The 11,706-nt window shown below is 71.7% G+C and carries 9 protein-coding genes; 1 reads left to right on the top strand and 8 read right to left on the bottom strand.

Annotated elements, in window-relative coordinates; genetic code table 11:
• From ftsW to rsmH, 8 genes are all read right to left on the bottom strand, one after another.
• A complete protein-coding gene (gene ftsW / locus OG332_RS12375) occupies window positions 1-1,362 on the bottom strand; it encodes a putative lipid II flippase FtsW (RefSeq protein WP_327413504.1) in 1,362 nt (453 codons plus the stop codon).
• Between the two features lie 69 nt (window positions 1,363-1,431).
• Complete coding sequence (gene murD / locus OG332_RS12380; protein ID WP_327413505.1) at window positions 1,432-2,925, bottom strand: UDP-N-acetylmuramoyl-L-alanine--D-glutamate ligase; 1,494 nt, start codon at window positions 2,923-2,925, stop codon at window positions 1,432-1,434.
• Window positions 2,907-3,977, bottom strand: coding sequence for a phospho-N-acetylmuramoyl-pentapeptide-transferase (gene mraY, locus OG332_RS12385; RefSeq protein ID WP_327413506.1), 1,071 nt, complete (start codon window positions 3,975-3,977; stop codon window positions 2,907-2,909). Before mraY ends, murD begins: the two co-directional genes overlap by 19 nt.
• The gene (locus OG332_RS12390) at window positions 3,974-5,404 is read right to left on the bottom strand and encodes a UDP-N-acetylmuramoyl-tripeptide--D-alanyl-D-alanine ligase (RefSeq protein WP_327413507.1); all 1,431 of its coding nucleotides are present in this window, start codon (window positions 5,402-5,404) and stop codon (window positions 3,974-3,976) included. Before OG332_RS12390 ends, mraY begins: the two co-directional genes overlap by 4 nt.
• Window positions 5,401-7,128 carry a UDP-N-acetylmuramoyl-L-alanyl-D-glutamate--2,6-diaminopimelate ligase gene (locus OG332_RS12395; protein ID WP_327413508.1) on the bottom strand — a complete coding sequence of 576 codons (1,728 nt, stop codon included), beginning with the start codon at window positions 7,126-7,128 and terminating at the stop codon, window positions 5,401-5,403. Before OG332_RS12395 ends, OG332_RS12390 begins: the two co-directional genes overlap by 4 nt.
• Window positions 7,129-7,172: 44 nt before the next feature.
• Window positions 7,173-9,182: a peptidoglycan D,D-transpeptidase FtsI family protein gene (locus OG332_RS12400; protein ID WP_327413509.1), complete on the bottom strand. Its 2,010-nt coding sequence runs from the start codon at window positions 9,180-9,182 to the stop codon at window positions 7,173-7,175.
• 138 nt (window positions 9,183-9,320) lie between these two features.
• Window positions 9,321-9,863: a hypothetical protein gene (locus OG332_RS12405; protein WP_442816145.1), complete on the bottom strand. Its 543-nt coding sequence runs from the start codon at window positions 9,861-9,863 to the stop codon at window positions 9,321-9,323.
• Entirely contained in the window at window positions 9,860-10,789 is a 930-nt protein-coding gene (gene rsmH, locus OG332_RS12410) for a 16S rRNA (cytosine(1402)-N(4))-methyltransferase RsmH (protein WP_442816347.1), read from the bottom strand. Before rsmH ends, OG332_RS12405 begins: the two co-directional genes overlap by 4 nt.
• 278 nt (window positions 10,790-11,067) lie before the next feature.
• Here rsmH and OG332_RS12415 point away from each other — a divergent pair, with 278 nt between their 5' ends.
• Window positions 11,068-11,682: a beta-class carbonic anhydrase gene (locus tag OG332_RS12415; protein WP_442816146.1), complete on the top strand. Its 615-nt coding sequence runs from the start codon at window positions 11,068-11,070 to the stop codon at window positions 11,680-11,682.
• Window positions 11,683-11,706: the final 24 nt, after the last annotated feature.

Below are 11,706 nucleotides of genomic sequence, written 5' to 3' on the forward strand. Positions count from 1 at the left end.
TCACCGCTCTCCGGACGGACGCTTCTTGACGCGCCGTCTCATCGACTTCCATCTCACCCCGGTCCGCCACCAGCCGGTCTTCGGCTGCCGCATCGCGAGGGCCGCGCGCGCCGCCGGCTCCTCACGCGCGAAGGCGACGAGCAGTCCGACCGCGAACATGGTCGGCAGCAGGGCTGACCCTCCGTAGGAGAACAGCGGGAGCGGGACTCCGGCGATCGGCAGCAGGCCGAGCACCGCACCGATGTTGATCACGGCCTGGGCCGTGATCCAGGTGGTCACGCCTCCCGCGGCAAACCGTACGAAGGAATCCTCCGTGCGTCCGGCCACGCGGATACCCGCATAGCCTAGAGCCGCGAACAGGGCGAGCACCGACAGCGTCCCCGCGAGACCCAGTTCCTCCCCGGTGATGGCGAAGATGAAGTCGGTGTGGGCTTCGGGTAGTTGCCCCCATTTTTCCACACTTGCACCCAGCCCGGAACCGAACCATCCGCCCGAGGCGAGGGCGTAGATCCCGTGGACGGCCTGCCAGCAAAGGTCGTTCTTGCCCGGGTCTGTCGCGCCGAGGCATTCCAGCCGGTCCATCCGGTGCGGACTGGTCTTGATCAGCAGTGCGACGATCGCACCCGTGAAGGCCAGCACCGCGACGAACAGCCGGGTCGGGGCGCCCGCCAGCCAGAGCAGACCGAACAGGATGGCACCGAGGATCATCGCGGTGCCCATGTCCCCGCCCAGCATGATCAGACCGAGCAGCAGGAAGGCCACCGGGACCAGCGGCACCAGCAGGTGCTTCCACTGGCTCAGCAGCCCCTTGTCGCCCTTGCGCGCCAACAGGTCGGCGCCCCACAGGATCAGTGCCAGCTTGCCGAACTCACTGGGCTGCAACATGAACGGACCGCCAAGGGAGATCCAATTCTGGTTGCCGTTGATGGAGACCCCTATCCCGGGGACCTGGACCAGCACCATCAGGAAGAGCGTGCCGGCGAGCACCGGATAGGACAGCGCCCGGTGCAGCTTGACCGGCATCCGGGAGGCGACCAGCAGCAGTGCGGTGCCGATGAGGGCCGCCAGGAACTGCTTCTTGAAGAAGTACGCGTCGCCGAGGCCGAGCTGGAGGGCCTTGATCATGGAGGCCGAGTACACCATCACCAGGCCGAGCACGGTGATGAGCAGCGAACTGCCGAAGATCAGGTAATAGGCGGTGAGCGGGCGGTCCCAGGCCTTGCGCAACTGCCGCTGCGTACGCCGCAGGCCGGCCCGCGGACCGCGCCCCGCGGGCCGCTTCACACGCACCACGGGCCGTTTGCGGCCCTGCGCCTTCACGGCGGACGGCCGCCGCCCCGGCAGCATCTGCTTGGCCGGCATCTGTGATCTTCCCCTCCACTCGTACGAGGCGAGCAGCCGGCCGGAGGGAACCTGCCCCGGAGCCCCGGCCTAGACCGTGTCCGCAGCGCTCTCGGCGGCCAGTTCGCGCACTGCGTCGGCGAACGCGTCCCCACGCTTGTTGTAGTTCGCGAACATGTCCATCGAGGCACAGGCAGGTGCCAGCAGGACCGTGTCGCCGGGCTCGGCGAGCGCGGCCGCCTCCCGGACCGCTGCGAGCATCGCCCCAGTGTCGGTCCGGTCGAGGTCGACGACCGGGACCTCGGGGGCGTGTCGCGCCAGTGCCTCGGCGATCAGCGCCCGGTCGGCACCGATCAGCACCACACCGCGCAGCCGCTCGGCCGACTTCTGCACGAGCTCGTCGAAGGTCGCGCCCTTGGCGAGACCGCCGGCGATCCACACGACCGGCTCGAAGGCGGCCAGCGAGGCCTCGGCCGCGTGCGTGTTGGTGGCCTTGGAGTCGTCGACGTACGTGACCCCGGCGACCTCGTCCACGTGCGCGACCCGGTGGGCGTCGGGGCGGAAGTTGCGCAGCCCGTCGCGGACCGCGCGCGGCTCCACGCCGAAGGCGCGGGCCAGGGCCGCGGCGGCGAGCGCGTTGGCGATGTTGTGCGGGGCCGGCGGATTGACGTCCTTGACCTCGGCGAGCTCCTGCGCGTTCTTCTGCCGGTTCTCGACGAAGGCGCGGTCGACGAGGATGCCGTCGACGACGCCGAGCATGGAGGGGCCGGGGGCGCCGAGGGTGAAGCCGATCGCCCGGCAGCCCTCTTCCACGTCGGCCTCGACCACGAGGTCCTCGGTGGCCTTGTCGGCGACGTTGTAGACGCAGGCCACCGTGTTGCCCTCGTAGATCCGGCCCTTGTCGGCGGCGTACGCCTCCATCGAGCCGTGCCAGTCGAGGTGGTCCGGGGCCAGGTTGAGGACGGCGCCCGAGTGGACGCGCAGCGAGGGCGCCCAGTGCAGCTGGTAACTGGAGAGTTCGACGGCGAGCACGTCGTACTCCTGCTCGCCGAGCACCACGTCGATGATGGGCGTGCCGATGTTGCCGACGGCGGCGGTCCGCAGGCCGGCGGCCTTCAGGATCGACGCGAGCATCTGGGTGGTGGTGGTCTTGCCGTTCGTACCGGTGATGGCGAGCCAGGGCGCCGGTTCCCTGCGGGGCTCACCGGCGGGCTCGCCGGACCGCGCGGCGCGCAGTTCCTGGCCGACCTCGCGGAGCAGCCAGGCGATCTCGACGTCGCCCACGACGTCCACGCCGGCCGCGGCGGCGGCCGCGAACAGCGGGCTGTCGGGCTTCCAGCCGGGAGAGGTGACGACCAGCTCGGTGCCCTCGGGGAGGGTCTCGGCGTCGCCGAGGCGTACGGAGATCCGCAGCTCGCCCAGTTCGGCGGCGCGGGCACGGTGGCCCTCGCCGTCACCGCCGTCGACGACGGTCACGACGGCGCCGAGGCCGGCCAGGGCGCGGGCGGCACTGATGCCGCTCACGCCGAGACCGGCCACGGTGATGTTCCTGCCCTGCCAGGAGGTCACTTGTCGGCTGCCCATCCCGCGTAGAAGAGACCGAGGCCCACGATCACGCACATGCCCTGGATGATCCAGAAGCGGACCACCACGAGGACTTCGGACCACCCCTTGAGTTCGAAGTGGTGCTGCAGCGGGGCCATCCGGAAGACGCGCTTCCCGGTCATCTTGAAGGAGCCGACCTGGATGACGACCGACATGGTGATGAGGACGAAGAGGCCGCCGAGCAGGGCGATCAGGAACTCCGTGCGGGAGCAGATCGCGAGACCGGCGAGCGCGCCGCCGAGGGCCAGCGAGCCGGTGTCACCCATGAAGATCTTGGCGGGCGAGGTGTTCCACCACAGGAAGCCGAAGCAGGCGCCCATCAGGGCGGAGGCGACCACGGCGAGGTCGAGCGGGTCGCGCACCTCGAAGCACGCGTTCGGGCTGGGCAGGGTCTGCGCGTTCACGCAGGACTCCTGGAACTGCCAGACGCCGATGAAGGTGTAGGCGCCGAAGACCATCACGGCGGCGCCGGTGGCGAGGCCGTCCAGACCGTCGGTCAGGTTCACGCCGTTGGACATCGCCAGGATCATGAAGAGCGCCCAGACGACGAACAGCACCGGGCCGATCGACCAGCCGAAGTCCGTCACGAACGACAGCTTCGTGGAGGCCGGGGTCAGCCCGCGCGAGTCCTTGAACTGGAGCGCGAGCACCGCGAAGGCGATGCCGACGATCAGCTGGCCGGACATCTTGGCCTTGGCCCGCAGACCGAGCGAGCGCCGCTTGACGATCTTGATGTAGTCGTCGAGGTAGCCGACCACCCCCATGCCCGCCATCAGGAAGAGCACGAGCAGGCCCGAGAAGCTCACCGCCTCACCGGTGATGACCTTCGTCAGGGCGTACGCGACGAGCGTGGCCAGGATGAAGGAGATACCGCCCATGGTGGGCGTCCCCTTCTTCCCCGCGTGGCCGCGCGGGCCGTCGTCGCGGATGAACTGGCCGTAGCCCTTCCGGGCCAGCAGCTTGATCAGCAGCGGGGTGCCGACAACGGTGAGGAACATGCCGATGACACCGGCGAACAGGATCTGCCTCATCGACCGGCGACCTCGCCCTCGACAGTGCCCTCGAGCAGGGCCTGGGCCACCCGCTCCAGACCGGCCGACCTGGAAGCCTTCACCAGCACGACGTCACCCGGGCGCAGTTCACTGCGCAACAGGTCGACCGCCGCCTGCGCGTCGGACACGAGCACCGACTCCTCACCCCACGAACCCTCGTTATATGCGCCCAGTTGCAGCCACGAGGCTTCCCTGCCCCCGACTGCGACGAGCTTGCTCACGTTGAGCCGGACGACAAGCCGCCCGACCGCGTCGTGCTCGGCGAGAGCCTCGTCCCCGAGCTCGGCCATCGGGCCGAGCACCGCCCACGTGCGTCCCCCGTTCGCCCTGCCGGCACCGCCCATCGCGGCGAGCGCGCGCAGTGCGGCCCGCATGGACTCGGGATTCGCGTTGTAGGCGTCGTTGACGATCGTCACACCGTCCGCGCGCTCGGTGACCTCCATCCGCCACCGGGACAGCGTGCCCGCCCCGGAGAGCGCCGTGGCGATCTCCGGGGCGGACATGCCCAGTACATGGGCAACGGCGGCCGCGGCGAGCGCGTTCGACACGTGGTGCTCACCGTACAGCCGCAAGGTCACGTCGCTGCACCCGGTCGGTGTTCGCAATGTGAAGGAAGCCTGTCCCCTGTCCGTCATGCGGACTTCGGTGGCCCGGACTTCGGCGTCCTCGGCCTCGCCGAACAGCACCGTACGGGCCTTCGTGCGCCCGGCCATGGCGCGAACCAGCAGGTCGTCGGCGTTGAGGACGGCGACACCGCCCTCCGCCTCGGCGGGCAGCGCCTCGACCAGCTCCCCCTTGGCCTGGGCGATCTGCTCCCGGCCGCCGAACTCGCCGATGTGCGCGGTGCCGACGTTGAGGACCAGGCCGATCCGCGGGGGCGTCAGCCCGGTGAGGTAGCTGATGTGGCCGATGCCGCGGGCGCCCATCTCCAGGACCAGGTGCTGCGTCTCCTCGGTGACGCGCAGCGTCGTGATCGGCAGGCCGATCTCGTTGTTGAGGTTCCCGGGGGTCCACACGGTCGGCGCGTGGTGCTGCAGCACCTGCGCGATGAGGTCCTTGGTGGAGGTCTTGCCCGCGGAGCCGGTGAGGGCGACGACGTCGGTGCCCAGGCGGGCGACGACGGCCCGGGCGAGCGCCCCGAGGGCGGCCACCACGTCGGGGACGACGATCGCCGGTACGCCCACGGGCCGGGTCGCGAGGACGCCCACGGCCCCGGCGGCCAGTGCGCGTTCGGCGTAGTCGTGGCCGTCGACCCGCTCGCCGACGAAGGCGGCGAACAGGCTGCCCGGCCGGACCTCGCGGGAGTCGTAGACCACGGGACCGGTGACCTGTGCGGACGGATCCGGTATGTCGTGGGGCCGCCCGCCGGTGATGTCGGCGATCTCGGCGAGGGAAAGGGCGATCACTGGTTCACCTCGGCCTGTCGGACCTTAGTCGTTCGATCGGGCACGGCCGCCTGATCGAGTACGGCCTGGTGCTCGATCGCGGCGCGGAGCACGGCTCGGTCGTCGAAGGGCCGTACGACACCGGCGGTGTCCTGGCCCTGCTCGTGGCCCTTGCCCGCCACCAGCACGGTGTCGCCGGGCCGGGCGCGCGCGACGGCGGCGGCGATGGCCGCGGCCCGGTCGGCGTCGACGAGGACGGTGCCCCGCTCGGCGGGCGGGACGGACACGGCGCCCTCGAACATCGCGGCGAGGATCACGAGCGGGTCCTCGGAGCGCGGGTTGTCGGAGGTCAGGACGGCCACGTCGGCGTACCGGGCGGCCGCGGCGCCCATCGGGGCGCGCTTGGTGGTGTCGCGGTCGCCGCCGCAGCCGAGCACGATGTGCAGCTTGCCCTCGGTGACCTCGCGCAGCGCGCGCAGGACCGATTCCACGGCGTCCGTCTTGTGCGCGTAGTCGACGACGGCGAGGTAGGGCTGTCCCGCGTCCACCCGCTCCAGCCGGCCGGGGACCCCGGGGACCGCGGCGACGCCGTCGGCGGCGGTCTGCGGGTCGAGGCCGGCGGCGGCGAGGGTGACGATCGCGGCGACGGTGTTGGCCACGTTGAACGGGCCGGGCAGCGGCGCGGCGGCCCGTACGCGCTGTCCTTCGGGGCCCAGCAGGGTCAGGGTGGAGCTCGCCGGCCCGAACACGACGTCCTCGGCGCGCCAGTCGGCGCCCGGGTCGCCGGCGGCGGAGAAGGTGACGACCGGGATCGTCGCCTCCTTGGCCAGGCGGCGGCCGTACTCGTCGTCGAAGTTGACCACGCCCAGGCGGGCCCGGCGGGTCGTGAAGAGCCCCGCCTTGGCCTGGAAGTAGTCCTCCATGTCGGAGTGGAACTCCATGTGCTCGGGGCTCAGGTTGTTGAAGACGGCGACGTCGAAGACGCAGCCGTCGACCCGGCCGAGCACCAGCGCGTGGCTGGAGACCTCCATCGCCACGGCCTCGACGCCGCGTTCGCGCATGACCGCGAAGAGGGCCTGGAGGTCGGTGGCCTCGGGAGTGGTCCGCTCGGACTTGATGCGCTCGTCGCCGATGCGCATCTCGACGGTGCCGACCAGTCCGGTGCTGCGGCCCGCCGCGCGCAGACCGCCCTCGACGAGGTACGCCGTGGTGGTCTTGCCGGAGGTTCCGGTGATGCCGATCTGGAGCAGGTCGTCGCCGGGGCGGCCGTAGATCGCGGCGGCGAGCTCGCCCATCCGGCCGCGCGGGTCGTCGACCGCGAGGACCGGCAGGCCGGTCGCCGCGGCGCGCTCCGACCCCGCGGGGTCGGTCAGCACGGCGGCGGCACCGAGGCCGGCGGCCTGGGCGGCGAAGTCGGCGCCGTGCGTCCTGGCTCCCGGCAGGGCCGCGTACAGGTCACCGGGACGGACCGCACGGGAGTCGTGCGTGATCCCGGTGATCTGCGCCGCGGCGGGCGCCGGGATGCCCAGCAGGGTGGCCAGCTCGCCCAGGGGGGTCGGGCGGGCGGACAGGGGCCTGGGCGCTCCCGGCGGCACTGCCGGGGCGTCTTTCCGGGTGGTTCTGGGCTGATCAGCGTGGGGCACGGCGGTGAGCGTACCGGGCGCGGCGGGCCGGTCGCGAAGCGAGGGCCCGGCCTCGGCGTCGGCAACCGGCCGGTTCCCGGGTTTCGGGGTGATCGTTGTCACTGATGGCGCCTCACGCTCTTCTGGCGGGCCGACCGGGCTGTAGGTCACGGACCGGGCTGCGGACTGGGCTGCGGGGCGGGCTGCGGGCCGGGTTCGTAGGTGACCGGCAGCCCGGCGGGGGCGGTTCCGGTGGGGGCGATCTGAAGGGTCTTGAGGGCGAACTCCATGACCTTCTTGTAGATGGGGCCGCAGATCTGGCCGCCGAAGTAACTGCCCTTCGTGGGGTTCTGGATGGCGCAGTAGACGGTGATCCGCGGGTTGTCCGCGGGTGCGAAGCCGGCGAAGGAGGCCGTGTAGCCCTTGTAGCGGCCGGTGGCCGGATCCACCCGGTTGGAGGTGCCGGTCTTGCCGCCGACCCGGTAGCCGGGGATCTTCGCCTTGGTGCCGGTGCCCTCCTGGTCGTCGACGACGGATTCGAGCATCGCGGCGAGGGTCTTGGCGGTCTCCGAGCTGATCACGCGGCGCTGCTCGGGGGCCGGGGCCGGGGTGAAGCGGCCGTCGGGTCCCTTGGTGCCGCGCACCAGGGTCGGCTCGATCCGGACCCCGTCGTTGGCGATGGTCGAGTACACGGAGGCCGCCTGCATGGCGTTGAGGGACAGGCCCTGGCCGAAAGGAATCGTGTACTGCTGGGAGGTGGACCAGTCCTTGGGCTCGGCGAGGATGCCGCGGGACTCGCCGGGATAGCCCAGCCCGGTGGGCCGGCCGATGCCGAACTTGGTCAGGTAGGAGTGCAGGACCTTGTTGGACTCGGGCTGGGTGGGTCCGAGCTGGCCGGTGGCCAGGATCGTGCCGATGTTGGAGGACTTGGCGAGGACCCCGTTGAGGGTCAGGTACCAGGTCGGGTGGTCGATGTCGTCCTTGAACAGCCGGTCGCCGCGGTGCAGCCGGTTGGGGACCTCGACGCGGGTCTCGGGGGTGGCCTTCTTCTCCTCCAGCACGGCGGCCATAGACATCACCTTGGCGGTGGAGCCGGGCTCGTACACGTCCTGGAGCGCGGCGTTGCCCATGGCGGCGGAGCTGGCCCTGCTCAGGTCGTTGGGGTCGAAACCGGGGGCGTTGGCCATGGCCAGCACCTCGCCGGTGCGGGTGTCCTGCACGATGACGTAGCCGCGGTCGGCCTCGGACTTCTGGACCTGCTCGGCGATGGCGCTCTGGGCCGCCCACTGGATGTCCCGGTCGATGGTGAGCGCGATGTCCTCGCCGGGGACGGCGGGCTTCTCGCTGGAGCCGGCCGTGGGGACCTTGCGACCGCCGGACTGGGCGTACGTGATCTCGCCGTCCTTGCCCGACAGCTTCTTGTCGAGGGAGGACTCCAGGCCGCCGCCGCCCTTGCCGTCGGCGTTGACGTAACCCAGTATCCCGGCGGCGAGGTCGCCGTTCGGGTACACACGCTTGCTGCTGTCCTCCTTGAACACGCCGGCGAGGACGTTGGCGCCGGGGCCGTTGTTCTTCTTGTCGGCCGCCGCCTTGTCCCGGAAGACGCGCTGGAGGTCCTTGATCTGGTTCCAGACCTGGGGGGTCTGGCGCTGGGCCAGGATCACGTACCGGCTGTTCTTGGCGCTCAGCTTGGCGGTGAGCTCCTTGGCGTCCTTGCCGAGGATGGGCGCGAGGAGGGCGGCGGCCTGCGCGGGGGCGTCCGGGGCCTTGCTCTCCTGCGGGGTGAACATCTTCGGGTCGGCGGTGATGTCGTACGCGTCGACGCTGGTGGCGAGGGCCACGCCGCGGCGGTCGGTGATCTCGCCGCGCTCGGCGGCCAGCTTGACGCTGGTGTAGCGGTTCTTGGAGGCCTCGGCGGAGAAGGTCGAGGCGTCGACGGCCTGCACCTGGAGCAGCCGGACGACGAAGGCGAGCATGACGAGGGTCAGGCCGACGCTGACGAGGCGGAGCCGGGGGCGGGGGCTGCCGAGCCGGATGGTGTGGGGCCGTGTGGCCGCCGCGGGCCGGCGGGTCGCCGGGCGGGAGGCCGGGCGGGCGCCCGCCCGGGCCCGGTCGCCCGGGCGGGGGGGCCTGGCCGGTCCCGGTACCCGCCGCCGAGGCGGCTCCTGCGGGCTCACGCGGCCACCGCCCGCGGCGTGCCGATGCCGCCGCCGGGGTGCTGGGCCGAGCCCTGGGGGCACCTCACAGCGGAGCTGGGGGAGAAACGGCGAAAGGGCGGGGCCGGGGGAAGCCCCGCAGGGGTCCGCTTCACGACGTCACCTTCCAGGGGTCTGGCTGGGCTGCGAGGGCTGGGCCGGGGGCGGGCCCGCCGGGGCCTGCGAGGCCGGGGCCTGGGAGGCCGGGGCCTGGGAGGCCGGGGCCTGGGAGGCGGCCGGAGCCGCCGGCGGGGTCGGGGACGGGGAGGCCTCGGCCGGGACGGCGGTGCCGGCGACCTTGCCGTCCGGGCCGATGAAGACGGGGCTGCCGCCCGGGACCAGACCGAGCTCCTGCGCCCGGCGCTGCAGCGCGTCGGGCGCCGAGTGGGCGTCCACGTCCCGCTGCAGCGCCTGCTCCTCGTCGGTGAGCGCGGTGGTCTCCTTCTTCAGCCTGGTCAGCTGGAAGGAGCCCTCGTTCAGCGCCGAGTTCAGCAGCAGCAGGCTGATCAGGCCGCCGCCGAGCAGCGCCACGACCAGCACGACGAACGGCATCCGCGCGGCCTGCCCGCCGGGGCGGGGCCGGGCCGGGCGGCCGCCGAGCGCCCGGCCGAGGCGGGCCGCCTGCCCGCGGGTCAGCGTGGCGACCTTCCCGGCCTTGGTCACAGCCGCGCCTCCCGGATGCGTTCGACCCCGCGGAACCTCGCCGGGGCGGCCCGCCGGTTCTCGGCGATCTCCTCCTCGGTCGGCAGTTCCGCTCCGCGCGTCAGCAGCTTCAGCTTCGGCTGGTACTTCTCCGGTACGACCGGCAGCCCGGGCGGGGCCGTGGAGGCCGCGCCGGCCGCGAAGACCTGCTTGACCAGGCGGTCCTCGAGCGAGTGGTACGAGAGCACCGCGATCCGGCCGCCGACCGCGATCCGGTCCACCGCCGCCGGGATGGCCTTCTCCAGGCCGGAGAGCTCGCCGTTGACCTCGATCCGCAGGGCCTGGAAGGTCCGCTTCGCCGGGTTGCCGCCGGTTCGCTTGGCCGCCTGCGGCAGGGAGTCGCGGATCAGTTCCACGAGCCGGGCGCTGTTGGTGAAGGGCTCCTTGTCCCGCTCCCGGACGACGGCGGAGACGATGCGCTTGGCCTGCTTCTCCTCGCCGTACTGGCGCAGGATCCGGACGAGCTCGCCCGGCGCGTAGGTGTTCAGGACCTCGGCGGCGCTGATGCCGGTCGTCTGGTCCATGCGCATGTCCAGCGGCGCGTCCTGCGCGTACGCGAACCCGCGGTCGGCCTCGTCCAGCTGCATGGAGGAGACGCCCAGGTCGAAGAGGATGCCCTGGACGGTGGGGATGCCGAGCCCGTCGAGGACCTCGGCGAGGTCGGCGTAGATCGCGTGGACGAGGGTGGCCCGGTCGCCGAAGGGTGCGAGGCGTTCACCGGAGAGCCGCAGGGCTTCCTTGTCGCGGTCGAGGCCGATCAGGTGGGCCTCGGGGAACCGGGTCAGCAGGGCCTCGCTGTGGCCGCCGAGGCCGAGGGTGCAGTCGACGACGACGGCCCCGGGCCTCTCCAGCGCCGGGGCCAACAGGTCCAGGCACCGCTGGAGCATCACCGGGACATGTCGGGACTCGCTAGTCAAAGCGCCCTCTCAGATAACGGCGCGGCAGGCATACGCCGCGCCGCGCACGCGGAGTGTTACCAGGGGGCCGGGCGGCCGGTCAGGGCCGGGCTCCGGCCGGTTCGCGTCACTTTAGTGCAACGGTCGCCGCGGTCAACGAACCGCCCCGCGCGGCGTGCACGGCTCTCGGACCGAACCGGCAAAAGCCGCGAATCACCCGGACGGCCGCCTCATGCCCACCCCTGTGGGTTAGCTCACAACAAGGCTCGTTGACGTTCTTTGTCCGCCCTCACGCGAGGCCTTTACCGGCCGTGACCATTAACGTCGTAGGCATGACGACTTCCGCATCCCTGCCTGCAGAGTCCGCGTCCGAGGCATCCGTCGGCGGATCCGTCACCGACCGGCTGGTCGAGGCGAATCAGCGTTACGCCGCGGAGTTCACCGACCCCGGGATGGACGCCCGCCCGGTGCTCCACGTCGCCGTGGTGGCCTGTATGGACGCCCGCCTCGACCTGCACAAGGCGCTCGGCCTGGAGCTCGGCGACTGCCACACGATCCGCAACGCCGGCGGCGTGGTCACGGACGACACCATCCGTTCCCTCACCATCAGCCAGCGGGCCCTCGGCACCCGCACGGTGATACTCATCCACCACACCGGCTGCGGTCTCGAAAGTCTGACCGAGGACTTCCGGCACGAGCTGGAGGACGAAGTCGGCCAGCGTCCGGCCTGGGCCGTCGAGGCCTTCCGGGACGTGGACCAGGACGTCCGCCAGTCCATGCAGCGGGTTCGCACCAACCCGTTCCTGCCCCACAAGGACGATGTGCGAGGCTTCGTCTTCGACGTGCACACCGGGCTCCTGCGGGAGATCGATCCCAGCTCTTGAGTGACACAAGGCCGTAACGCCGTC

The organism is Streptomyces sp. NBC_01233 (genome assembly GCF_035989305.1).
Lineage (GTDB): Bacteria > Actinomycetota > Actinomycetes > Streptomycetales > Streptomycetaceae > Streptomyces.